Annotated in this window: 30 protein-coding genes and 1 tRNA gene; 18 read left to right on the top strand and 13 right to left on the bottom strand. The window is 36.7% G+C overall.

The window, feature by feature from the left end:
• The first annotated feature begins 14 nt into the window (after positions 1 to 14).
• The 4 genes from METEV_RS05640 to METEV_RS05625 all read left to right on the top strand — a co-directional run bounded on the left by METEV_RS05640 (position 15) and on the right by METEV_RS05625 (position 3,097).
• Entirely contained in the window at positions 15 to 1,394 is a 1,380-nt protein-coding gene (locus METEV_RS05640) for a cryptochrome/photolyase family protein (RefSeq protein WP_013194585.1), read from the top strand.
• A 52-nt stretch (positions 1,395 to 1,446) separates the two neighbouring features.
• Positions 1,447 to 1,531 (top strand) — tRNA-Leu (locus tag METEV_RS05635).
• A 35-nt stretch (positions 1,532 to 1,566) separates the two neighbouring features.
• A complete protein-coding gene (locus METEV_RS05630; protein WP_013194584.1) occupies positions 1,567 to 2,022 on the top strand; it encodes a hypothetical protein in 456 nt (151 codons plus the stop codon).
• Positions 1,985 to 3,097, top strand: a complete 1,113-nt coding sequence (locus METEV_RS05625; RefSeq protein WP_013194583.1) for a cytochrome c biogenesis protein — start codon at positions 1,985 to 1,987, stop codon at positions 3,095 to 3,097. The genes METEV_RS05630 and METEV_RS05625 overlap by 38 nt, the downstream gene beginning before the upstream one ends.
• On the opposite strand, the gene METEV_RS05620 is transcribed toward METEV_RS05625, so the two are convergent.
• Entirely contained in the window at positions 3,090 to 4,307 is a 1,218-nt protein-coding gene (locus METEV_RS05620; protein WP_013194582.1) for a U32 family peptidase, read from the bottom strand. The genes METEV_RS05625 and METEV_RS05620 overlap by 8 nt on opposite strands.
• A gap of 278 nt (positions 4,308 to 4,585) precedes the next feature.
• Here METEV_RS05620 and METEV_RS05615 point away from each other — a divergent pair, with 278 nt between their 5' ends.
• Together METEV_RS05615 and METEV_RS05610 are read left to right on the top strand one after the other, a co-directional pair.
• Positions 4,586 to 4,906 carry a hypothetical protein gene (locus METEV_RS05615; protein WP_157197292.1) on the top strand — a complete coding sequence of 107 codons (321 nt, stop codon included), beginning with the start codon at positions 4,586 to 4,588 and terminating at the stop codon, positions 4,904 to 4,906.
• 214 nt (positions 4,907 to 5,120) lie between these two features.
• A complete protein-coding gene (locus METEV_RS05610) occupies positions 5,121 to 5,915 on the top strand; it encodes a redoxin domain-containing protein (protein ID WP_013194580.1) in 795 nt (264 codons plus the stop codon).
• A 2-nt stretch (positions 5,916 to 5,917) separates the two neighbouring features.
• Here METEV_RS05610 and METEV_RS05605 read toward each other — a convergent pair whose 3' ends face one another.
• A complete protein-coding gene (locus METEV_RS05605) occupies positions 5,918 to 6,598 on the bottom strand; it encodes an FkbM family methyltransferase (RefSeq protein ID WP_013194579.1) in 681 nt (226 codons plus the stop codon).
• Positions 6,599 to 7,438: 840 nt separating this feature from the next.
• On the opposite strand from METEV_RS05605, the gene surE reads away from it, so the two are divergent.
• On the top strand, positions 7,439 to 8,227 hold the full coding sequence (gene surE, locus METEV_RS05600) for a 5'/3'-nucleotidase SurE (protein ID WP_013194578.1): 789 nt from the start codon (positions 7,439 to 7,441) through the stop codon (positions 8,225 to 8,227).
• Positions 8,228 to 8,233: 6 nt separating this feature from the next.
• Here surE and METEV_RS12535 read toward each other — a convergent pair whose 3' ends face one another.
• Both METEV_RS12535 and moaA read right to left on the bottom strand, forming a co-directional pair.
• Positions 8,234 to 8,386, bottom strand: a complete 153-nt coding sequence (locus tag METEV_RS12535) for a hypothetical protein (protein WP_013194577.1) — start codon at positions 8,384 to 8,386, stop codon at positions 8,234 to 8,236.
• 23 nt (positions 8,387 to 8,409) lie between these two features.
• On the bottom strand, positions 8,410 to 9,348 hold the full coding sequence (gene moaA / locus METEV_RS05595; RefSeq protein ID WP_049891007.1) for a GTP 3',8-cyclase MoaA: 939 nt from the start codon (positions 9,346 to 9,348) through the stop codon (positions 8,410 to 8,412).
• 83 nt (positions 9,349 to 9,431) lie between these two features.
• On the opposite strand from moaA, the gene METEV_RS05590 reads away from it, so the two are divergent.
• Entirely contained in the window at positions 9,432 to 10,754 is a 1,323-nt protein-coding gene (locus METEV_RS05590; protein WP_013194575.1) for a cobyrinate a,c-diamide synthase, read from the top strand.
• Here METEV_RS05590 and priL read toward each other — a convergent pair.
• The 4 genes from priL to METEV_RS05570 form a co-directional block, all read right to left on the bottom strand.
• On the bottom strand, positions 10,751 to 11,800 hold the full coding sequence (gene priL, locus METEV_RS05585; RefSeq protein ID WP_013194574.1) for a DNA primase regulatory subunit PriL: 1,050 nt from the start codon (positions 11,798 to 11,800) through the stop codon (positions 10,751 to 10,753). The two genes, METEV_RS05590 and priL, sit on opposite strands and share 4 nt — an antisense overlap.
• Before the next feature lie 14 nt (positions 11,801 to 11,814).
• The gene (locus METEV_RS05580; RefSeq protein WP_013194573.1) at positions 11,815 to 12,552 is read right to left on the bottom strand and encodes a DNA polymerase sliding clamp; all 738 of its coding nucleotides are present in this window, start codon (positions 12,550 to 12,552) and stop codon (positions 11,815 to 11,817) included.
• Positions 12,553 to 12,680: 128 nt separating this feature from the next.
• Complete coding sequence (locus METEV_RS05575; protein ID WP_013194572.1) at positions 12,681 to 12,992, bottom strand: transcription factor S; 312 nt, start codon at positions 12,990 to 12,992, stop codon at positions 12,681 to 12,683.
• On the bottom strand, positions 12,970 to 13,386 hold the full coding sequence (locus tag METEV_RS05570; RefSeq protein WP_013194571.1) for an NUDIX domain-containing protein: 417 nt from the start codon (positions 13,384 to 13,386) through the stop codon (positions 12,970 to 12,972). Before METEV_RS05570 ends, METEV_RS05575 begins: the two co-directional genes overlap by 23 nt.
• A 206-nt stretch (positions 13,387 to 13,592) precedes the next feature.
• Between METEV_RS05570 and artA the strand changes: the two genes are divergently transcribed.
• Genes artA through METEV_RS05550 form a run of 4 tightly spaced genes read left to right on the top strand, consistent with a single transcriptional unit; the run spans position 13,593 to position 16,145 of the window.
• Positions 13,593 to 14,426, top strand: coding sequence for an archaeosortase A (gene artA / locus METEV_RS05565; RefSeq protein WP_013194570.1), 834 nt, complete (start codon positions 13,593 to 13,595; stop codon positions 14,424 to 14,426).
• Positions 14,427 to 15,092, top strand: a complete 666-nt coding sequence (locus METEV_RS05560; RefSeq protein ID WP_013194569.1) for a phosphatidylserine decarboxylase — start codon at positions 14,427 to 14,429, stop codon at positions 15,090 to 15,092.
• Positions 15,070 to 15,753, top strand: coding sequence for an archaetidylserine synthase (locus METEV_RS05555; RefSeq protein ID WP_013194568.1), 684 nt, complete (start codon positions 15,070 to 15,072; stop codon positions 15,751 to 15,753). Before METEV_RS05560 ends, METEV_RS05555 begins: the two co-directional genes overlap by 23 nt.
• 17 nt (positions 15,754 to 15,770) lie before the next feature.
• Positions 15,771 to 16,145 (top strand): dihydroneopterin aldolase family protein, encoded by a 375-nt coding sequence (locus METEV_RS05550; protein WP_013194567.1) that lies wholly within the window; start codon positions 15,771 to 15,773, stop codon positions 16,143 to 16,145.
• A 2-nt stretch (positions 16,146 to 16,147) separates the two neighbouring features.
• Here the strand turns inward: METEV_RS05550 and METEV_RS12335 are convergent, their stop codons facing one another.
• Positions 16,148 to 16,315, bottom strand: a complete 168-nt coding sequence (locus METEV_RS12335; protein WP_157197291.1) for a hypothetical protein — start codon at positions 16,313 to 16,315, stop codon at positions 16,148 to 16,150.
• 414 nt (positions 16,316 to 16,729) lie between these two features.
• Here METEV_RS12335 and mdh point away from each other — a divergent pair, with 414 nt between their 5' ends.
• From mdh to tsaA, 5 genes are all read left to right on the top strand, one after another.
• Positions 16,730 to 17,653, top strand: a complete 924-nt coding sequence (mdh, locus tag METEV_RS05545; RefSeq protein WP_013194566.1) for a malate dehydrogenase — start codon at positions 16,730 to 16,732, stop codon at positions 17,651 to 17,653.
• 61 nt (positions 17,654 to 17,714) lie between these two features.
• Complete coding sequence (locus METEV_RS05540; protein ID WP_013194565.1) at positions 17,715 to 17,984, top strand: PRC-barrel domain-containing protein; 270 nt, start codon at positions 17,715 to 17,717, stop codon at positions 17,982 to 17,984.
• A gap of 8 nt (positions 17,985 to 17,992) precedes the next feature.
• Positions 17,993 to 18,718, top strand: a complete 726-nt coding sequence (locus METEV_RS05535) for a tRNA(His) guanylyltransferase Thg1 family protein (protein ID WP_013194564.1) — start codon at positions 17,993 to 17,995, stop codon at positions 18,716 to 18,718.
• A gap of 70 nt (positions 18,719 to 18,788) precedes the next feature.
• Positions 18,789 to 19,592, top strand: a complete 804-nt coding sequence (locus METEV_RS05530; protein WP_013194563.1) for a helix-turn-helix transcriptional regulator — start codon at positions 18,789 to 18,791, stop codon at positions 19,590 to 19,592.
• On the top strand, positions 19,585 to 19,989 hold the full coding sequence (tsaA, locus tag METEV_RS05525; RefSeq protein WP_013194562.1) for a tRNA (N6-threonylcarbamoyladenosine(37)-N6)-methyltransferase TrmO: 405 nt from the start codon (positions 19,585 to 19,587) through the stop codon (positions 19,987 to 19,989). Before METEV_RS05530 ends, tsaA begins: the two co-directional genes overlap by 8 nt.
• Before the next feature lie 49 nt (positions 19,990 to 20,038).
• Here the strand turns inward: tsaA and METEV_RS05520 are convergent, their stop codons facing one another.
• Positions 20,039 to 21,385 carry an RNA-guided endonuclease InsQ/TnpB family protein gene (locus METEV_RS05520; protein WP_013194561.1) on the bottom strand — a complete coding sequence of 449 codons (1,347 nt, stop codon included), beginning with the start codon at positions 21,383 to 21,385 and terminating at the stop codon, positions 20,039 to 20,041.
• A gap of 240 nt (positions 21,386 to 21,625) precedes the next feature.
• Between METEV_RS05520 and METEV_RS05515 the strand changes: the two genes are divergently transcribed.
• Positions 21,626 to 21,922 carry a hypothetical protein gene (locus METEV_RS05515; RefSeq protein ID WP_013194560.1) on the top strand — a complete coding sequence of 99 codons (297 nt, stop codon included), beginning with the start codon at positions 21,626 to 21,628 and terminating at the stop codon, positions 21,920 to 21,922.
• A gap of 10 nt (positions 21,923 to 21,932) precedes the next feature.
• Here METEV_RS05515 and METEV_RS12330 read toward each other — a convergent pair whose 3' ends face one another.
• The 3 genes from METEV_RS12330 to nifB all read right to left on the bottom strand — a co-directional run bounded on the left by METEV_RS12330 (position 21,933) and on the right by nifB (position 24,432).
• Entirely contained in the window at positions 21,933 to 22,088 is a 156-nt protein-coding gene (locus METEV_RS12330; protein WP_157197290.1) for a hypothetical protein, read from the bottom strand.
• 371 nt (positions 22,089 to 22,459) lie between these two features.
• The gene (locus tag METEV_RS05510; protein WP_013194559.1) at positions 22,460 to 23,446 is read right to left on the bottom strand and encodes a methanogenesis marker 2 protein; all 987 of its coding nucleotides are present in this window, start codon (positions 23,444 to 23,446) and stop codon (positions 22,460 to 22,462) included.
• A gap of 38 nt (positions 23,447 to 23,484) precedes the next feature.
• On the bottom strand, positions 23,485 to 24,432 hold the full coding sequence (gene nifB, locus METEV_RS05505) for a nitrogenase cofactor biosynthesis protein NifB (protein WP_013194558.1): 948 nt from the start codon (positions 24,430 to 24,432) through the stop codon (positions 23,485 to 23,487).
• Between the last annotated feature and the right edge of the window lie 8 nt (positions 24,433 to 24,440).

Below are 24,440 nucleotides of genomic sequence, written 5' to 3'. Positions count from 1 at the left end.
CGTTATCTTCAATTATGAACAGTTATAAAAGGTCGATTTTTATTTTCAGAAGAGATTTAAGAGTCGATGATAATACAGGACTTGATTATGCTCTTGAAAATTCAGAATATGTTATTCCGTGTTTTATTTTTGACCCAAGGCTTATAGAAAAAAATGATAATTTCAATCCAAACTCTTTCCAGTTTCTTATAGAATCATTAGAGGATCTAAAACATCAGCTGAATGACAAAGGTGCCAAACTCTATCTTTTTCACGGTATCGCGGAAAATGTTGTAACCAACCTTATAAATAAAAATTTGATAGATGCAGTTTTTGTAAACAGGGATTATACACCATTTAGCAAAAAAAGAGATGAAGCTTTCAAAAAAGCATGTGAAATGTACAACGTAGATTTTATCTCATGCAACGACCTACTTTTGAATAATCCTGACAAAATCAAGACTCAAAAAGGAACACCTTATACAGTGTTTACACCTTTTTTCAAAAAAGCATCTAAATTTGATGTCAATTTACCTGAAATGTCCAGCAAACAAAACTTCTACACCGGCAAAATTGAAAATGAATTAAATGATACAGACCATTTCTTAAAAGCTAAAAGAAACAAACCATTATATGTAAAAGGTGGACGGTCTAACGCTTTAAAGATACTTGAAAACCTGGATGAATTTAAAAATTATGAGAATGAAAGAGATTATCCTTTCCTGGATGCAACTACTGGGTTGTCAGCACATAACAAGTTTGGTACTATATCCATCAGAGAGTTCTATTACACGGTAATCGATAAGCTTGGTATATCCCATCCTCTGATTACACAGTTATATTGGAGGGATTTTTATACCTACCTTGCGCATCATTATCCATATATATTCAAACAGTCATTCAAGAAAAAATTCGATTCCATAGAATGGGATAACGATTCAGATAAATTCAAAAAATGGTGTGCAGGAGAAACTGGATTTCCGATAGTAGATGCGGGTATCAGAGAAATGAATTATACAGGATACATGCATAACAGAGTAAGAATGATAACTGCATCATTCCTTGTAAAAGATTTGCATATAGACTGGAAATGGGGAGAACAATACTTTGCCAGAAAACTTGTGGATTATGATAAATCGGTCAATATTGGAAACTGGCAGTGGTCTGCATCCACAGGACCCGATGCACAGCCTTTTTTCAGAATATTTAATCCGTGGTCTCAGCAGAAAAAATTCGATTCTGAATGTATTTATATTAAAAAATGGATAGAAGAACTAAGAAATGTATCCTGCAAAAGTATTCATAATCTGGAAAATAAAAATACATTTATACCGGGTTACCCTGAACCGATAATTAACCACAAAACAGAACGGGAAAAATCCTTGGCAGTGTTTAGGTTAGCAAACCAAAAGTAAAATAATCCGTAACGTTAATATGTAGGGATACATTGTATGTATATCCTCAGGCGCGGGAGTTGCCGAGCCAGGTCAAAGGCGCTGGATTTAGGGTCCAGTCTCGAAGGAGTACGTGCGTTCGAATCGCACCTCCCGCACTAAAATACATCACGATAAATGGGGGAAGTGGGAAATGAAACAAATTAAAATAATTGCTGTTATTGCAATTGTTATCGTCATTGGTCTGATAGCTGTAGGCAGTGCTTTCCTTAATAATGAACCAGAAAGCAGGAATCCTGAATTAAGCCTAAATATCAATGCATCACATGCTATAAGCGTAGTAACCAACAATACAAGTGCTTCAGATTATCTGACAAAAAATTTTGATAACCCTGACTGGAGAGTAGTTACAGCCAAACTCGAGAGAGGGACAGTTTACAACTTGGATGGTACACCTGTCCAGAACGAAACAAATGTCTGGAAAGTTGAAGCCATGGAGAGAACCTGTGCATGTTCTGGTATTGATGACCTTTATGTTGTAGAGGGGTATGTATCGGCAGATACCGGTGAACTGCTGGAAATATCCACAAAGACAGTTTCAGAGCAAAATTATGACAAAAAGACCTGCGCTACAACAAGCTGTCACTAAAACACCATTGATTACATTTGTAATACTTATTATCCTGCTTTTTTTAGTTCCTACTGTATCAGCCCAAGATGATACCAGAGTTGAATATTTTTATGAAAATGGTTGCTCCAAATGCCAGAAAATAGCACCTGTAATTGAAAATGTTGTTGACAATTCAGAAAATATCAATTATTCCAGTTATGAAATTTCAACATCCTACAACCAGATGAAAGAATATGGTGTTTATACTGTACCTGTACTGGTTATCAATGAGAGTACAAAAATAACTTATCAGGATTATAAGGGTAATATAACACTATTCAAAGAGTTATTGATAGAATCTATTAAAAACGCTCCACCTTTACAAACATCAGATGACACTGATAACAATTCAACAATAACCAAACCACCCTTAAAAATCTCTCCTGTAATGGTCCTTATTGCAGGTATACTTGCAGGATTTAATCCATGTCTGCTTGCAGTAATGGCTTTTATGGCATCTGTTACGCTTACATCTGAAGGGAATCGTCGGGATATGCTAACAATTGTAGCGGGTTTTTGTGCAGGTATATTTATCACATACACGGTTGTAGGAATGGGGATATTAAAAACCATCAATTCCATGCCTGAAATACATGAAACTATTACTTTGTTCATGGTAACACTGATAGGTGGGCTTGGAGCGTGGCATATCTATGATGCCTATTATATGAAAACCCGTGATAAATCCACGTTCAAAACCCCAAAATCATTGATATCGTTTATGGGTAATATAAAGGGTAAAAACATTCTGATGCTCTCACTTTTTGCTGGCGGGTTGTTTTCACTTGTCAAAGCACCCTGTGTCGGTGCAGTCTATTTATCCATACTGGATATGATGATGACAAGGGTTGAAGTTGTGGAAGGAACGTTATATCTTGCAGTCTATAATTTCGGGGTTGTATTTCCCGTTTTTATACTCGGGGGTTTGCTTGCATTTGGTCTAAATCCGGATACAGTGACAGAATTCAGGGAAAAAAGGCGCTCAGAAATAAGGCTTATTACAGGGGTCGTATTAATTATACTGGCTATACTGCTGAATTTTAATGTTATTTGATTGTATTTTCAATTTTGTACACCCGGTCATTTTTGCGGACTTTATCCCTGACACTCATGCCCACGAGCTGTCCTTTTTCAGCGGTTGATAGGTGTTTGCGGTTTGTGACAAGGGATTCAACTTTCTGTTCAATGTATGTAGTAGCACCTTCTATAACAATATCATCCCCAACCTGGAGTCCCTGTTCCCGCAAATCTACACTTGCAGCACTCTGTTTCGGGTAATAATTTGTAATAATCCCAACCGCTTCTCTCTTTACAGATGATATGTTCATATCAGAATCAGGGTTCAATCCTTCAGGTCCCGGAGTTCCAAAGTAAAATCCTGTAGAAAATCCCCGATTGTATTCCTGTATCAGTTTTGTTTTCCAAAATTGGGCTTTCTGGTTTGTGTATGTTCCGTTTAAGTAATTATCCAGCGCCTCTCGGTAGCATTTTGAGACTGTATTTATATAACTGGTGTTTCTTAATCTCCCTTCCACCTTGAAAGCATCTACACCAGAGTTCACAAGTTCTGGTATATGCTCTATCATACACAGGTCTTTTGTACTCAGTAGATATTTACCCTCAAGTTCAATCTGTTCCCCATTTTCACCATGTAGTGTCCACTGCCACCGGCATGGTTGGGAACATTCTCCACAATTGGCTGATTTCCCAACGATATAGGCAGAAAGATAACACCGACCTGATACCGCCTGACACATTGCTCCATGTACAAAAACTTCAAGCTCTATATCGGTGTTTTTCCGAATATCTTTTATTTGTTCCAATGTCAGCTCACGGGAAAGTATCACCCTGCTTGCACCCAGTGTTTTATAGAATTCGGCAGTTGCCCAGTTGGATACATTAGCCTGAGTGGATATATGTATATCAAGTCCTTTATCTACCGCTTTTTTAATAACCGCAGGATCCCATGCAATCACTGCATCTATATTAACTTTGGATACATCATCCAAAACCTTGTCCAGTTCCTGCAAATCCTCTGGATATATCACAGAATTCAAAGTCAGGTAACATTTTAATCCATAACTTTTAGCTTGCTTTACAAAAGAACCCAGATTATCGGAAGTTATATCCCTTGCTCTTGCTCTTAAATTGAACCTGTCCAGTGAAAAATAGACAGCATCAGTATATTTACTGCATGCTTTTAGAGTAGCTTGGTTTCTAACACCCGTTACAAGTTCAGGTAACTGTCTGGATGGATAGTTCATGGTATCCAGTTTGCATTAGGATATATCAAACCTTTGTTAGAATCATATGAGAGCGGGTTGAGGAGTGGGGGTATAGTAAAAAATTAGTCTAACCCGCTCTTAATCTAAACTATTTTTAGTTTTTATATATATAATTATCCCTCATGTATTGACCACCTAAAAACTAAACAATTTTAAAAATAATATGCTTAAATATTAATTGACAAAATTATTCACCCTGAATTTATATTAATTATACACACAAAATTAATATACTCAGTATGGAATTATTTGTTTTTATGAAGGGGTTTAATTCCGAAAATGTAATTGTTATAGTATTAGCTGTACTGCTAATTGTTGTATTGGGACTATATATTGCAGGTATGGAAAATATATTCGGGCTGCCACTGGTTTCAGCAGGTGAATTTTCAATAGGTTATTTATCAGCAGGTAATTTTAGTACAGGTATATTTTCTGCTGGAATATTCTCTGCCGGATTATTTGCTGTAGGAGTATTTTCAATAGGTGTGTTTTCTTTTGGGATTTTTTCTATAGGAATATTTTCCATGGGTATATATGCAATCGGGCTGTATAAATTAAAAAAACATCTACGAAAATAAACATAATTTTTCTATTCCTACCTCAATTTTTCAAATTTTTAGTTACAACTGACCCGTTTAACCAATCGTAAAATATACATGAAAAAACCACTTTATTGATATGAAAGGGGTGTTAATAGAAACCAGTAAGTGATTTATTTCAAATTTAACGGTTATTTTCCCTACATAAAAAAACAGATTATTGATACTCTAAACTGATGTCGGTGAATAATATATGAAAGAAAATGAAAATACTCAGGAAGAATCGAACTATCATTCCATGCCGCTGATAGGGGATAATGCACCAGCATTCAAAGCAGATTCCACTGTTGGAGAAATTAATTTTCCAAATGATTATAAAGGTAAATGGGTTATATTTTTTAGCCATCCCGGTGATTTTACACCTGTGTGTACAACCGAGTTCCTAAAATTTGCACATATGCAGGAAGAATTCAAGGAATTAAACACTGAACTACTGGGTTTATCCATTGATAGTATTTATTCCCATATTACATGGCTCAAATCCATAAGAGACAATATTAAATACAAGGGGTATGGAAATATAGACATTACTTTTCCGATTATAGACGACCTCAACATGAAAGTTGCCCAAAAATACGGAATGATTCATCCAAAAGCTAAGTGGTCACAGGAAGAAGTAATGGAGCAATTACGTACTACTGGGAAAAGTAAATCAAAAGATTCCTTCAGTACACACACTGTAAGAGCTGTTTTTATAATCGATCCTCATGCAATTATTAGAGCAACCATTTATTATCCTTTATCCAATGGACGAAATCTTGATGAAATCAAACGTTTAATATTGGCCATGCAAAAAAGCGATGAAGAAAATGTTCAAACACCAGAGGGCTGGTATCCCGGAGATGACCTTATTATAAATCCTCCAAAAACCTATGAAAGTGCAATAGAAAGAATTAAAGAAGAAGGGTCATACTGTCCTGAATGGTATTTCTGCCTGAAAAAGGACAAAACAGAAAGGAATAAACATTCTGAAAGATATGAAGACTAAAGTTAAAGTTTCCATGCATGAATTAGCATATTATTACAGGCATTTTTTTTCTTTCTGACAATAAAATCATTTGATTCCAGCATTTTTACAAAATCATTCATATTTTCACCATTAAAACTGTGAACCTCGGCTTCAATTCTCCTGATACCTTTAAGCTCGCGAGGTTTTATACTCCATTCTCCCCCTTCACAATCCATTTTCAAAAAATCTACATGTCCGCCGCATAGTTCTTTAAGCTCTGAAAGGGTTTTACCCTCTACATTTGCTTTCCTATCCTCATATTCTATGGATAGATCATCACTGCTTAATGCATAGGGCAGAATAGTCACATTGTCAGCACCTGATAATTCACAGTTTTTGGACAATTCATTTTTCCATAAAGGTTCTACCGCGTATATGTGGTCTACTTTCTGGTGAACTTTAAGAGAAAACGCACCGATGCCTGCACCTATATCCAGAACAATATCATCAGGATTCAAATCATCAAAGATGTAGTCACTTTCTACCTGCATAAGGGTGTAAAGCAGAGGGCTGTTCTCAAATACTGCATCGTTTGTACAGATATATTTTATATTGTTTTTCGGTAGAAAGAGGATGGATTCATCTTTTAATCGGTTGTTTATAAAGTTTTGAATCTTTCTTGTCCTGATTAAATCTTTAAATAGGTATTTTATGTCCAGCATGGTTGCATTCCGATACTTTTAAACTGCTGTTATTATAAAATTTTCACTCGAATAACCATATAACTATTTAAATATTTAGTCGTAATGGTGTAAAGGTTAGGATTATAATCTAAATTAGGATAGACTGAACAAATTGATTACGAAAGTGGGGCAACAGGGGTACGTGAAAGCCAACGGTTTCTAACCGTTTTCTTTAAATCAAAACACTCTAAATTAAAAAATTTAGAGTTAAACTTAAACTTGGTAAATTGAAAATTTACCAATATCTTTAAACGAAGTTTAAAGAATGATGAAACAACCCCGTTGGTTATTGCTTTTTGAATCAATATTTTTTTTTATTTTAGTATTGTATATACAGTATTATAGATGTAGCAATGCTTTCAGTGTACAATTGCTTTAAGCAAGTTGCCTGATGTAAGACATTGTTTAATCAGTTGTTTGTGTATCATCAGGTTCCATCAAATACTGCCTGGTGTCGAGCACAAACGATGCGGTGCAGACAGTGATGCATAGTAGCTGTGAACTACCACTTGGCTAAAGACCAAGTGGCTTCCTGTTTTAGTTTATATGTGTATAACATATTTTGGGATAACATGCTTCTAACTCTGAAAGTTAAACTGAATCCCGATAGAACAACGCAATATGGGAGCTGTCAGCCTTCCTAATGTCCTCCGCTTAGCTTCTGCTAGTAGTCGAAGTTAAGAGATGGAAGGACAAGCTAACCGGTTTAGCGGTTAGTAGTTGACCCTACTTTGATAATGCAAATTAGAAAGAGATTTAAACTTTTTCCCTTTGAAATCCCATTAACTATAAAACATTAGTAAACAATGTGGATAACCAATGTCTAACAAAATTCTTCTTACTAATGATGATGGAGTATATTCGGCGGGTATCAGTGCTGCATACAACAGTATAAAAGACCTCGGAGATGTCACCATTGCAGCACCTGCAGTACAGCAAAGCGGTGTAGGACGTTCAATATCTCTTTTTGAACCTTTAAGGATTACAAAAGCCAATATAGATGGTGTCAAAGCGTATTCTATCGGAGGGACTCCAACTGATTCAGTAATTCTTGGGATTTTTAAACTCATGGATGAAAAACCAGACCTTTTGCTTTCAGGTTTTAATATTGGTGAAAATATCAGTACAGATACTGTAACAACTTCCGGTACTATAGGTGCTGCTCTTGAAGGTGCAAGTTATGGTATACCTGCAATCGCGGCATCCATACAGGTAACTGATGAAGGACTAAAATTTGATGATTTAAGGGATTACCAGCATGATTTTGAAGTTGGGAAAAACATCATCAACAGAATAGCGAAAAAAGTAATCCATCACGGTCTTCCGGATAATGTAGACCTGTTGAATGTAAATATTCCACATATGGCAGAAGATGATACAGAGATTGAAATCACACAGCTTGCCCGTAAATTTTTCACTATGTCAATAGAAGAGCGATACGACCCGCGCGGCAGAGCCTATTACTGGATAGCGGGAGACCATATTAATGATGATAAAGAAGGGTCAGATGTACATGCTGTTGTACATAACGGGCACATTTCTGTAACACCCATATCACTGGATTCTACATCACCTGTACATCCTTCTGAAATTGAACATCTTATCTAAATTAAATCAATCTTTTTCAATATTTATCGATATATTGTTCCAGTTTTCATCCACGCCTTTCAATGATTCTACACCGCCAACAACCATGTTACCGATGATTTGTTCCACGAATTCATTGAGTGGTATTTCTTCTCCATCAACTGTTATTTTAACGTCCATTCTATACCTCCATTCTTTATTTATTACCTGTAATACGGAACTCTGCGGCTTACTGCAAGTTTCAATAATTCATCCATCTTTTCTGATGATGCCTCTGACACATCAACAAGGTTGTTATCCACCAGCAGACAGGGTTTGAGTTTCCCGTCTGCTGTTACTCTTAAACGATTGCAGTTGGCACAGAATTGAGTATTGTCTATCGGGCGTACAAGCTCAATTTCTGCAGAATCAATTATGTATTTTTTCCTTCTGTGCATACTGCGAACTCTGATCTCGTCAGCACGGCTTTCAAGTTCATTTTCGATAGCCTGAATATCTACACGGTACTGATGATATACTTCAAATTCAAAATCCATTAATTCAATCAATTGCAGTATCACATTACCATCGAAACTGCGGATGAACTCAATCATTTCGTCAATTTTTGTATCATTAATACCCTTTAGAAGTATCACATTGAGCTTGACTGGTGTCAGCCCTGCATCAACTGATGCTTTTATACCTTCAATCACCTGTTCCAACGTACCCTGCTTTCCGCCAGTAATAAACTGATAGCATTCAGGATCAAGAGTGTCGAGACTGATGTTTATTCTATCAAGACCGGCTGCCTTTAATTCATGGGCACGGTCTTTAAGTAATACTCCGTTGGTGGTGGCAGAAATTTCTTTAAGTGGGGGCAAAGACTGCAGTATTTGTTCAAAATCATCCCTGACAAGCGGTTCACCACCAGAGAACTTTATTTTATTAACCCCATAACATGATGCAGTATGAACTATTTTAGATATGTCATCTACAGACATCTCTTTTTTGCTACTGGAATTTCCCTCATGATGACAGTAGATGCAGTTCAGGTTGCAGCGATTAGTGATAGATATCCTTAAACTGGTGACCCTGCGTCCATAACTGTCCACCAGAACTTCCTGGTTATTGCATTGTGAGTGTGAAAACATCATGGTTTCCATATTTTCTAATAGGGATTGAATTTATAATATTAAAAACCAGTGAATGATAATTGTTATATATAAAATAAACTCAATCAGCAACCATGACAAATTCCGTACTTATCGCTGGAACACATAGTGGAGTAGGAAAGACCACTGTTTCAATGGGCATAATGGCTGCCCTTTCAAAACGAAATCTAAAGGTTCAGCCCTATAAAGTAGGTCCTGATTATATAGACCCCACTCATCATACCGCCATCTGTAAGAAACCCTCAAGAAACCTTGACACCTACATGATGGATGAAGAATACATCAGAAGGAGCATTGAATATTCCTCAAATGATGCCGATATATCGGTGATAGAAGGTGTCATGGGACTATATGACGGTGTGGATTCTACTGAAATATCCAGTTCCGCTCATGTAGCTAAAGTTATTGGCGCACCCGTAATCCTTGTTGTAAACGTTCATGGAATGTCAAGAAGTGTCGGTGCAATTCTTAAAGGGTATTCAGAATATGACAAGGATGTTAATGTTGCAGGTGTGGTTCTTAATAAAGTAGGAAGTCAGCGTCATGCTCAAATGATAAAGGACGCTCTACCTTCTGATATTCCAGTTGTAGGAGCACTGCCCAAAAACCAGAATGTTTCCGTACCGTCAAGGCATCTCGGGCTTCATATGGCATCAGAAGAAGACCATAATCTGGACGAACTGGCAGAATTTATAGAGGAAAACATCGACCTTGATGCTGTAATGTCACTTGCAAGAGAACCTGTAAAACCAGTGACCAGCGTAGGAACAATTGAAAACAAAAAACCCGATGTCACCATAGGAGTGGGTATGGATGGTGCTTTCTGTTTCTACTATCAGGATATGCTGGATTCATTCAGACAGTGCGGTGCTGATATCGAATTCTTCAGCCCGGTACAGGGAGAACTCCCGGATGTCGATGGTATATATCTGGGCGGAGGTTATCCGGAACTTTACATAGAAGACCTTGAAAAATCAAAAACAACCAGTGAATTGAAAAATCTTGCCGCAGACGGGATGCCAATCTATGGAGAATGCGGTGGTATGCAGTATCTTTGCAGTTCCTATGAAATTGATGATGTTGAATATAAAATGGCTGACGTATTCCCTGCAAATACCCGGATGACCAACAAACTCAAAGCACTCGGACATACAAAAGCAGAAGCCAGTGGAGAATTTATCAACGGAACTCTTCTTGGACATGAATTTCATTATTCTACAACAGAATGTTCCAGAGACGCTAAACTGGAATACGAAATGATACGTGGAAAAGGTATAGAAGACGGAAAAGATGGCCTTTCAGAACACAACTCAATAGCCAGTTATATGCACGCTCATCCTGCAACATTCCCCGTAGATAGATTCGTGGATATGTGCAGAAAATACAGCAAACGTTAACTGTCATGTTGTTGAGATTTTTCTTTTTCCTTTTTTGCCTTTTTATATAATTTTTTACGGTAATAATTCAGTGGATGGTTTATTTTTTGGCAGAACTCATCACCACCATAACAGTTTCCGTAGGTTTTCATCGTCTGACAGGATGGGGGGGTGTAGGGTGAACCAGATGAACCGGCAATATGTTCTATCTGGTAACGGGTTTTTTCCTCATCAAAATCGGGTGAGACATTGAACATATCCACTATCTCATCAACACTCATCCCCACATTCAACAGGAACGAGGTTAACGCAAACCTCATGGAATGTCCAAGATTTGCTCCTGTACTGACACCTGAAATAGCATTTGATATGCAGGGCGGAAACGATTCAGTATCCACTTCTCCCATTTCATCGATATTGACATCACTCTTGCGGTTTTGTAAAACCTCTTTTATCTCGTCAATATAAGAATTACAGTTATTACAGGCTTCAGAGGATACATCCAGCGGAAGTGCATTCTGAATGCGGTCTCTTATGGCTTCCTGTAAAAGGCGGGCTACTTCCTCGTGGGTAATATGGACATATCCCTGTTTTAATCTTCGGTTAACAAGTTTCCATTTTAAATCTTTCATGGTGTTTGCAAGTTTTATATAATCTGTAAAATGCATTGCAAAATGAGAATCAAAAGGAGTTATAGAAACATTAAAATCGTTTGCTATCTCTACCAGAAAATCTTTGTTTTCTGTTTTAAGCAGTTTTGACGCGGATTCTGCTTCTGCAAGAGCATAGCGTCTGATAAGATAGGAATCATTAATACAGGACACAAGAATTCTGGAAAAGGGATAGGAGAGTAATTCCAGAACTATTTTTTCCTCTCCTGAACCACTAAGTCCCGGTTTTTGTATCTCTCCATCTTCAATTGACTGGATTACACGCTCTTTTCCACGAAAACGTGCTGAATCCAGTGCACGTGAATTCAGCAACCTTTCAAGTGAAAATCCAAGAGTTTCCACATAACTGAAAGCTTCAGTAACAAATGGATATAAAGCAAGGGATTTGCTGTCCATATGCATTACAGATTTTATTCGGATTCAATTCTTGGTGCAAGAAGATAACCAACTTTCCCTATACCATTTGCAATTTCAAAGTTTATTTTTATCGGGAAATCCTGACCAAGTTCAAGGACAACTTCATTTGATTTGGATGCTGGTTTTACAATGTCCGACAGATAATCCAGCGAAAACAATGACCGTACATCATCCGGTTTTAAGTCTATTAACTGGTCGCGTGGTAGGTCAAGCCTTACTTTGTCCGTATCGCCTTCTGCTTCCATGTAGAATACATCATCATTTACACCAAGAAGCATGTGGTCGCTGATTTTTTCAGCCGCTTTTACAGCTCTGCGCAGGTCAGTTCCGTTTAAAATGATTTCAGCAGGCAACTCGAGTTGTGGTATTTTGGGTTCAGAGCGTATTGTAGAGGGATCCAGTAAGGACAATGTATAGGAAAACGAGCCTATGTTTATCGACATATTCTGGGAATTTTCATTAAGTTCCATGTAAACTTTATCGTTTTTATCTGCTACTCCCAGAATATCGCTGATTTTTGTAAGGTCCAGTCCGATTTCACCTTCATCTGCTTCAAAATCATCAAATGCACTGGAATCCAGATTAAACGTTACCATTGCCACATTAGCCGGGTCAACTGCCTTCACAGATATTCCATCGGATGAAGTTCTGAGTCTGATTTCATCCACAAGTACTGACAATATTTCTACCGAATCTCTTAAAAGATACGCATCTATCGTTGCCCTGAACATTTTGGGTCTCCATCAAGATATTTTAAAAACTACAATTTCTTTATAAATCAACTGTTATATAAATTTCCTTATTTTGTCCGACACCTACGTTACTCCAGTCAATTATACTTTAAAAAGGTTTATAAAAATTAATCGTAATCTCTCCATGTTGCTCCACATTTGGTACATTTGAAAAACCTTGTTTCTGACTCATCTGCTGACCTCAGCTGCCTCAGCCACCAGTAAGCGACGGTATGACCACATTCCTGACATTTTGCTTCTGTTGTGGGAAGCCCCTGGTCAACCTCGCCTTCCAGTACAGTCACCTCACGGTTTTCCTTTTCAGTTCTTGAAACAAACGTATCACTGCTTCCGCTTCCTTTTATATGACCGCATTTCCTGCATTTCATTGAATTATCTACTGGGAACATTAAACTTTTACATTTTGGACAGAATTCCATATATATCCTCCGTTGCCTGATTTATTATTTTATTGTGATCAAACGCCAGTTCTGGTATCTTTGTAATATCAAAAACTTCTATATCTTTAGCATCTGTATCTGCTACAGGTACACCTTTTCCTATTAAAAGGTAACATACCGATACAGTATGACCCCGAGGGTCTCGGTCAGGGTCTGAATACACCCCAAGCAATTTAACAATTTCTCCTGATAGCCCGGTTTCTTCTTTTAATTCGCGCTTGACCGCATTTTCAGTGGTTTCACCTATTTCTACAAAACCACCCGGCAGTGCAAATTTTCCCTGATATGGCGGGTTTTTTCTTTTGACCAGTACAATCTTACCATTTAAGATTGTTACGGCATCAACTGTTAATTTAGGTGTCTCTGGTACCATTTTGTAAATTACTGATAGTTTGAAAATATGAAAATCTATTTGTAGTGTAATTTCAATTCAATATTCAATTCCAATAATTACCAGAAAAGGTATGATGTTTGATACATCAATCATATATATTGGATACTTTTTATAATCTACGGTAAAAATTAATACTATACAGTTTGTATATAAAATAAAATACTGTTATTTATTGGTGCCTGATAATGATAGAAAACATACTCTGGATTGCAGTTTCACTGATGGTTGCATCTTCAATCATCACCGGAAAATACAAAATACATAAAGCGATAGGTGGTGCAGGATGGTTGCTGTTTTCTGTTCACTGGTTTTTACAGCCACTGCACTATATAAAAATTAACGACTATTTTAATGTCACATTAACAATCGGTATTGGTGCCTTTTGTATTCTACTATCCTATACAATGATAAAAGAATACAGAATGTCACCGGGTGAATCAACCTTTACCTCGGGTTCTACAGATGTTACTACAATGGCTACAATCGCAACAGCTCTCGGGTCGGTTTTTTACTTCCCGTTTTCCCAAATTCCTGCTCTAAATGAATGGTTAATTACGGTTGTTACACAGCAGGTAGTATGGATTCTTCATGGACTGGGATACCCTGCCGAGATGATATCATGGAACCTTATAACTCTTAACGGTTATACAGTAAAAATCATACTTGCATGTACTGCAATTGAAAGTATAGCTCTGTTTACAGGTTTAATTGTTGCTGTAACAGCTCCGATAAAAAAATTGTTTACAGCCTTTATGGTATCAGTTCCTGTTATATACGGATTGAACCTGTTTAGAGACGTTTTTGTTGTGGTTGCCTATGCATATCAATGGTTTGGTCCCAACAGTTTTGATATAGCCCATCATTTCATTGCTAAATCAGGTGCAGGCGTAGTTTTGCTGGTGATTGCTTTTATCGTACTTAGAATTCTGCCTGAACTTCTGGAATTAATAGAAGGGTTATGGCAGATTATAAATAAACATGCACAGGATATTTTGAATAAAATTGTAGGAAACCAATAAATGCTTGCAAAAGGGTCAATATCAAAGATAATACCGATAGCCCTGTTTACCATCTTTACAGGTACAGCAGCCTATTTATTGAACCTTTTTTACCTGCAAGTTGTATCCTACGCGGGAATTGCAGTAACAGTATTTTCTATCTGGTTTTTCAGAGACCCTGTAAGGCATCCAAAAAAGTGCAATAAATGTATGGTTTCTCCTGCAGACGGCAAGGTAATAGATATTCGCAACCGTACAATCTGTATATTTATGAATTTTAATGATGTCCATGTAAACCGTACACCTCTGGAAGGAGAAATTATCAAAACCAGTTATACAAATGGTAGTTTTTTACCTGCATTTTATAAGGATTCAGAGAAAAATGAGCGCAACGAAATAACGATAAAAACCGAATATGGCAACACCAAAGTAACCCAGATTGCAGGATTAATAGCACGCCGGATCATCACATATGTTGATGAAGGGGATTTGATTTCCCAAGGTCAAAGGATAGGTATGATTTGTTTCGGATCAAGGGTAGATGTCACTGTTCCAGATAATTTTGATATAGTATGCGATATCAAAGATAAGGTTACTGCAGGTGAATCAATAATAGCAAAGTTTAATTCAAAAACAAATACAGCACCGATAACCGAGGATTCAGATGAATATATTCCAGACACTTAAAATTCCAGACCTTATTTCAATATCAAATGCATTATTCGGTATATCAGCCATGCTTGCTGTGTTAGACAATAACCATCACCTTGCAGCTGTTTTAATACTTACTGCAGCAATTGCCGATGGACTGGATGGGTTTATTGCAAGATATATAGAGAGTGGAGAACTGGGAGAACATCTGGATTCTCTGGCAGACATCATCTCTTTCGGTGCAGCTCCTGTGGTTATTATCTACGCCATCTACGGTTCCCAGTTTCCATACGTTATGATGGGTGCAGTGTTTGTATATTTTATATGCGGGATATTAAGGCTTGCAAGGTTTAATACTAAAACAAACAATATCAAGGATTTTGAGGGGTTGCCCATTACAGCCTCAGGTGTTGTACTTGCATCGTATTTGCTGGTTTATCAAAAATATATATTCTCATCAGCCATAATCATTCTAACATTAATTCTTTCAATTCTTATGATAAGCACTTACACCTATCCAAAAATCAGAGGAATGAAAACGCTTGCTTTTGGATTTGTATTTTTTATAATAATCGTTGGGTCATATTTTATAAATATTGAAATCACACATATTTTATCAACTATTTTAATACTGCTGATGCTTTTGTATCTTGAATCACCGATAATGAAAATTCCCAGAGAATATTATGATAAGTAAAGGACAAATGTGGTAAAATGAACGATTCTAATAAATCAATTAGCGACAGTGAACAGGCAGTATTTGAAGCGGGAATAAAACTCGGAGCGTTGTATCATCAATTTACAGGGTCACCTCTGACTCTTGAAACTGTTGATAGTCTTGAAAAAGCAATATCTCAAAGCATATCAGTCCAGCCGTATGTTAAAAATATAAAAGTAACCATCAACAGAGACATGGTTCGTTCAAGGTTAAACGGTGAATTTGGATACTGTGAACTTGAGGGATGTATGCTGGATGTTGTTCTGGATATATCATACAAAGAAAAAGAAGCAAAGGTATCACTCAAATATGATGAAAAACTGAACTATCCATTGATGAAGATAAACAGGATTGAGAACAGTCCTGAATAAATTCAGTTTTTTATTTCCATTTTCCTTATACCTGCATACAGCATCACGGTAGATATGGCAAAACCTGAAATTGCACCTAATTGAGAAATTGAACCCAAATAAACTATGCTTATCATGAATGTAACAAATCCTGCTATTATAAAACCTGAATATCTTAAAAAATCTGTCACATAAGTACAGATGTTAATCGTCCTCCAATATAAACTCTTTTATTAGGTTAGAAGTTTTATCCTGATATTTAAGTTTTGTCTAATTGTTCCAGTTTCCTGTAAAATACTCTCTTTTTTGCAAACCCTTTGTATCCACAAATTATAAAGAGATAGTCCACTCTTGTGAAATATTTACATTTCCTACATTCTGAAAACCTGACGCCTTTGTCTATTTTTGGACACAATTCAACCCAGCTTTCAAATATAATATCACCAGCTCATTAATTTATACCGAAATACAATTAAAACATTAACCTCTATATACCGAAAAAATGTAAGAATAATTAAGTATATACATTAAAAATTTAAATATTTTGTATATTCAATTAGCAACCAAATTAAAATATTAATCAAAATTACATAGAAGGCTAAACCATGACCAAAATTTCAGTAATAGGCGCAGGAAATGTTGGAGCTACAGCTGTCCAGCGTCTTGCAGAACTTGAATTAGGCGACATTGTGATGACAGACATTATCGAGGGACTGCCACAGGGTAAATCCCTTGACCTCATGCAATCAGCACCTGTTATGGGGTATGATACCGATATAACAGGTACAAACGATTACAAAGATATAGAAGGTTCTGATGTTGTTGTAGTTACTGCTGGTATGCCGAGAAAACCGGGAATGAGCAGAGATGACCTGCTTGATAAAAATGCAAATATCACCAAAGATGTATGTGAAAATATAAAGACACATGCACCTGATTCAACTATTATAACCGTTACAAATCCGCTTGACATAATGACTTATGCTGCTCTTGAGGTTACCGGTTTTGAACACAACCGGGTATTCGGAATGAGTGGAGTGCTTGATTCCAGCAGGTTTGAAACATTTATAGCAATGGAACTTGGTTGTTCTATACAGGATGTTAATGCAATGGTTCTTGGCGGACATGGCGACCTGATGGTACCATTGCCCCAATATTCGACAGTATCAGGAATACCTATAACAGAAATCATGTCAGAGGATACTATCAATCGGCTTGTTGAAAGAACCATTCACGGAGGAGCTGAAATAGTTGAACACTTAAAAGAAGGCAGTGCGTTTTATGCACCATCAGCATCAATTGTTAAAATGGTGGATTCAGTAGTAAACGATAAAAAGCGGATACTTCCTGCAGCCGCATATTTAAATGGTGAATACGGACTTAATGACATATACTTGGGAGTTCCGGTTAAACTTGGCAAAGGTGGAGTAGAAGATATTATAGAACTTGATTTGACGGACGATCAAAAACAAAAATTATCACAATCAGGTGCATCTGTAAAGGAAGAAATTGCTAAGTTAAACCTCTAATTTTTTAAAACAAAAATACAAATATTAATATACCTAAAAAATAAAAATAAAAGGAGATAATATGCGTGCGGAAATATCATCGTTATTCGGGTTGAATGTTTATACCAATGCAGGTACATATGTCGGAAAAATCAGTGATATGGTACTGGATGTTAACAACAGAAAAGTTACCGGTCTTGCAATATCTGATATAAACAGAGAAATTTTTGATGTCCCCACAAAAGGTGTTATCATTCCATATAGATGGGTTGTAACTTCAGGCGACATCGTAATAATACGTGACCTTATTAACAAGTTCAAAAAACTGGAAAAAGAAGCATATCAAGAGTAATAGCGTTTATGAAAAAGAGAGAAATCTATGCAGATTTACGCTGTGCACCACCATTAATCGTACGTATTGATGGAAGGAATTTTAAAAAAACGCTATCTCGCCAGAACCTTGAAAAACCATATGACAAAAAATTTGCATCCGCGATGACTGATGCCATAGAACTTTTTTTAAAAAAGAGTGGTATTAGTCCAGTATTTGCATATAGTTTTTCAGACGAAATTAATCTTTTTTTTGATGATATTACCTTTGACGGTAGAGTGGAAAAACTTGATTCCGTGATTCCAAGTTTTTTAAGTAGTGCTCTTACCATGCAAATGGATTCAGATGAACCATTGTCCTTTGATTCAAGAATTGTACCTCTTACATACAGACAAATTAGTGAATATATGGTCTGGCGTCAGAGTGAAGCATGGAGAAACTGCATCAATTCATATGGGTATTATACACTACTTTCTGAAGGCTGGAGTGAAAATGAAGCCGCCAGACATATGAAAGGTTTAAAATCCAGTGATATACATGAGATGTTGTTTAAAAGAGGTATAAACCTTGCAAAAGTTCCGCAATGGCACCGTCGGGGTATAATGGTTTATAAAACAAAATACGAAATCGAAGGATTTAACCCCCTACTAAACCAGAAAACCATTACAACCCGAAAAAAAATCATACAGGACTGGAACATCCCTTTATTCCAATCAGAAGAGGGGTCTGCATTCCTGCAAGAATTTATTGATTGAAATTTTATGATAATTATTATTGGCAATATTGTTTGGATATATCAAAATCATATAAACATAAGTGAGATACATGGAAACGTCGTTAATTGATATAATATTTCTCTCGGATAAAAGAAAGAACCTAATGCTTCTACTTAGCAAAGGACCACAAAACAGAGATGACATACGAAACAAGCTCAATGTCACATCAAGTTCGATAATGCCCCAGATAAAAATTCTTGAAGAAAATTATCTTATAGTTAAAGAAAACGAATACTACCATTTGACAGAAATAGGAAAAGCTATCGTTGATAAATTAATACCATTTCTTGAAACTCTTGATATCTTTGAAGAATATGAGGACTACTGGGAAAACCGTAATTTTGATCCGATTCCCAAAAATCTGTTGACAAGAATCAGAGAACTTGGAGACTATAAGATAATTGAACCCGATCTTGACAACCTGTTTGAAATCCCCCAGGAATTACTTGATGGTCTTAAAGAATCAAATTCTGTTACTGCCATTACATCAATCTTTCATCCCAATTACCCGTCAATATTCCTTGATCTTGCAAAAAATGGTGCAGATATAACAATGATTTTGCAAAAGGCGGTATTTTCCCGATTAAAAACTGACTACCAAGATATGAGTGATGCCTTTATAAATATGGAAAATACTGATACATTGTTATATAATGATGAAATGGGTGTAGCATCTATACTGGTATCTGATAAACTTACATATCTGAATCTGCTAGATAAAAACGGGAAGTTTAACCATAAAAAAATTATAAGTTATGATGATAGTGCTGTTAAATGGGGACAGGAACTGGTGCAATATTATACAAATATATCCACAAGGATTACTGATATGAGCGAGGTTTCAGATGGATGAAACGATAAAAATGAGACCTGTAGGATATGTTGACAATACGTTCCATGAACTCAAATATAATAAAGATATGTATCAATCTGTATCAAAAATAATTATTTACGATGAATTTAAAGATGGATTATATAGGGTTACAGATTTTGACAGGCTGGAAGTCATATTTTATTTTGATAAATTCAACAATTATGAACTGATTCAAAAAAGGCGTATTGATGGGATAAGGGCTGGAGTTTTTGCGTCACGCACACCAAAAAGACCAAATGGAATAGGCATCACGACAGTAAAACTTGAAAAAGTGGTTGATAATATATTGCATGTAAAAGGTCTGGATGCTTTGGATAAAACTCCCGTTCTGGATATAAAACCATACGTGGAAAGCTTTAAAAAAGGACCTGACTAATTAACTGACTACTCTCCCACGACTAAATCGTGGGGTTCTTTTGAGAGCCTCAACCTCTTAATAGGTTGAGCGTTTGCTGATTCATCGGCGGTACTTGCGAACCGATACCGAGACCAGTCGTAGAGGCACCATCTCCACAGCCGTTCATTCCCGCGAGCCCCACGGTATGCATTGGGTTATAGTACGATGATTTTGTCAGAATATTGACTGCAGCATTAAGATCCCTGTCGATTTCTAATCCACATTTACTGCAGTAGAATATTCTATCACCCAATCTCAGTTTCTCTTTTTTCTTGGTTCCGCAATGAGAACAGACCTGTGTAGTATTGTCGGGATTAATCTTGTCTACAATCTTACCTCTTTCAGCAGCTTTATAGGTCACATGCTGAACCAGTTTGTTCCAGCTTACATCGGAGATTGATTTAGCCAGTTTGTTATTTTTAACAAGATTTTTTATTTTTAGATCCTCGAATACAATCAGGTCGTATTTCTCAACCAACAATTTGCTCAAACAATGTGAGAAATGGTTTCTAGCAGATGCTACTTTCCTGTGAATCCTGTTCACTTTTTGCTTCTGCTTTTTATAGTTGTTTGATTTGAATTCCATTCTCGACAATTTTCGCTGTTCTTTAGCAAGCCTTTTCTCAGCTTTCCTGAGGAATCGTGGTGGTTCGACAAAATCATCGTTTGAAGTTGTTATGAAAGATTTCAGTCCTAAGTCTATGCCAACAGCGTTTTCTGGAGTAGATGGAACTGGGTTTTCTGGCAATTCTACTGTCAGATATGCGAACCATTGTTTGCCTTCCTTCTTGAGGGTACAGGTCTTCAGTTCACCATCTGGCAATCTGTCAATATCAATTTTGATGAGATTTGATTTACCGGTTATTTTGGATAGGTATAACTTGTTATCTTCAAGTTTCCACCCGTTTCCATGCTGTTTATATCTGAAACTACTGAAATCTTCTTTACTCTTGAACTTCGGGTGACCTTTCGGAAGAATTCCATCGTATTTGATAAATCCGGATGAATTGTTCCCACATGGTATGTCTTTTCTCTTGACGAACATCCCTTTTTTAGGTTTGGTGTTTTTCAGTCTCCCGTTCTTGATATCATCAAAAAACTTGTCATAAGCGGAACATAATCTCTGGAATACATCCAGTCTTACTGATGAATGTATAGGATAGTCCAGATTTTTCAGGTATTTTTCCAGAGATGATTTAGATACTGACAGATCAAACCTATCGTATAAATCTACTCTGATGGACAGAAGATGGTTCCAGGTCGACCTGCAGTACTCTAAAGTTTCATTCAGTTTCTTCTCCTGTTCAAGAGTAGGATGTATCTTGAATCTCAGATTCCTGCAGTTTTGACCTTCTTTACGAACTATCGACTCCACCCACTTACCTGATACTGATTATACGTGTTGAAACTATATAATTTTTACCTAATGTTAGCGATTATAATGTTTATCATAAAACTTATCAAACATCAACGGGGTTGTTTAATCACTCTTTAAACGGAGTTTAAAGATATCTTTAAATCCTTGATTTAAAGAGAACGACTAAAGTCGTTGGCTTTCACTTACCCCTGTTGCCCCACTTTCGTAAAATAGAAACAATAATCAGTGGTGACTATTATGGCTAAAAAGTTTACATTTGATGATTTGGAAAATAAAGAAATAATGGATGAAAAACATGAAGATGAGAAGGATTTGTACGATTTAATAATACCGCCCGGAACTCCGTCATCTTTAATATACGATATGGTTGAAATGTTTGACCTTGAGCCAATAAATCGTAAAGTAAATGTTAATATTGTAAATGAAGCAGAAAGAGAAGTACTTGCACTTCGCGGCGACCTTGAAACCGTACAGGAAGCTGAAAAGTTCATGTATGAAGAACTGGATTCATGGGTAAGTAGCAAGGATTATTAACATACCTTATTTAAAAATCGGTTAATATTTCTACATCAGGAGATACGTTCTGTACACTGGATGCAAATTTATAGATGAGTTCAGGTTTATAATTTGTTACTATGGTACACATATCGTCCTGAAATGATGTTCTGTCCTCAATATCTGCTTTTGGTACAAAACTCAAATACCTCTGTTTAAGTTTACCGTTTTCTTTTACATGAATTTCTGATATATCACAAAGGGTTCAGCGTAAGGTACGGTGGTTGATTCTTGCCTTTTTTAATATCAACCCTGTTGTCATATAATTCTGCAATGCCGTTAAACCCTCTAAGCACAGAGATAGGTTCTTCCTCATTACCTCTGGGTAAGATCCTGTCAAAAAAACTCATGATTTTCACTACAGTTAAACTTCAATAATTATTAAAACTTATAGATATTATTTATTTTTAAATTTATTCTATAACGGCTTATTAGATATGCTTTATGGATTGTTAACTTGTCAACAAAACAATAATAACCGTTCTTTAAAAATTGAATAATGTACCTATCAAAGAATCAATCATTTTTACATGTTATACCGGTTATATCATCGGTATTAAAATCAAAAACAGTTTCCCGACCGTCCTTGTTGTAAATATCAAGTTTTAATGTGTCGTTTATCTCACCAATTACCGATGCTGTAATCCCTGCGTCATTGAACACTTGAATGCATTCATCGACATTTTCAGAGTTTACAGTAAGGATGTAACCTGTTGCAGTGTAAACCTTTAGCCACTGTTCAAGTTCTACACCATCAGGAAACGGGATTTTATCAATGTCAACAGATGCACCTACATTACTGGTTTCACAAAGCATTCCCAGTGTTCCGATTGTTCCCGGGTTGCTAATATCTTTTCCTGAGGTTGCTAATTTCTTTTCTCCTATGGTCTGCATCACAAGGTAACGATTTCTTACTGTTTCTGGATCTTTAAATGAAGTGGTATCCCAACTGTACGGAGAATTGGGACCCATTCTGCCATCCATGTCATAGGCTACAATAATAGAGTCACCAGGTTTTGCAGTATCACTCCGGATAATACAGTCCTTTTTTGCAATACCGATGATTGCAACTGCTATTGAACTGTATGGAGTGTCAGGGTGCAAATGGCCTCCTACCATAGGCACACCGAATTTTTTGATGCCATCGGTTATTCCCTTTAGGAGAGTATTACAGGAATCCTTATCACTGGATGATATGACATCCACCATTGCCAGTGGACGTGCCCCCATTGCTGCAATATCATTTACATTGGCAAGAACGGCTGTATAACCGGCCCACCAAGGGCTGGCTTTCATCAATTTTTCCCAGATGGAATCTGCAGCAAACAGGATAACATCATTTCCATCAATATCAATAACTGCAGCATCATCTCCAAAATCTACCAGTGTGCCCCCATATTCAGAACGTACTGATTCAAAGATTTCAACTATACCTTCAATAGGTTTTTTTCGAGTTACACCTTCAAAATTCCTGATGCCGTCTGCAACCTGTTTCAAATCCAATGAAAAGCTTCCTCTCTGTTTTTTGCTGATAAATTAATTTAATCGTCCTTATCCTTATCGGATTTGGTTTTTGATTTTCTCAGTGTCTCCATTTTGACCATGTTTCTTCTTTCTTCACTCATCTGAGAAAGGTCTTCACCAAGCAGTCCATAAGCATCAGACCTGCACTGGCGACAATGGCGCATCTGGGACACAAAAGGTTCACATGATGCCTGTGCAGCCTTACGTTCTTCCTCTGTAGGTACTCTCCATTCAGCATATTCTGCCTGTGGTATAAGAGGCATAATATTCATGATGAATACTCCAAGTTCATTCATCTTTTTTGCGATGTCTACTACATGGTCATCATTTACATCCGGAACAAGGACAGTGTTAATTTTTATGACAATTCCTGCTTCAATAGCCCTTTTTATACCTTCCAGTTGGTTGTTGATAAGCAATTCTGCTGCTTCTTTTCCTTTGTAAAGCTTTCCATTGTAAACCACACGATCACATATCTGTCTCTGGATTTCAGGGTCAACTGCATTAACTGTTACAGTTAATGTTTGCACACCTGCATCCAGCATATCATCAATCCTGTCAGGTAGTGCAAGACCATTAGTACTCATACAGATGATAACATTTGGGAATTCTTCTTTTATGAGCTTAAATGTTTCAAATGTTTCATCATTTGCCAGCGGGTCACCGGGACCTGCTATTGCTATCACCTTAATAAAAGGATGTTCTTCCAAAACCTGTCGAGTTTTTTCGAGCGCTTCCTGTGGAGTAAGAACTTTACTTGTTACACCCGGACGGCATTCATTTACACAGTCATTATCCCTTATACAATATTTACACTGGATATTACATTTTGGAGCTACTGCAAGGTGCATCCGTCCAAACTTATGCTGAGCTTTTGGGTCATAACACGGATGCTCTGAAATCATCCGTAGCTGTTCATTACTATAGTCAGGACATGATTGATTATCACTATTTTCAACTGGCATAATAGCTT

The organism is Methanohalobium evestigatum Z-7303 (assembly GCF_000196655.1).
Classification (GTDB): Archaea; Halobacteriota; Methanosarcinia; order Methanosarcinales; family Methanosarcinaceae; genus Methanohalobium; species Methanohalobium evestigatum.
This window is presented reverse-complemented; position numbering and strand designations above follow the sequence as displayed.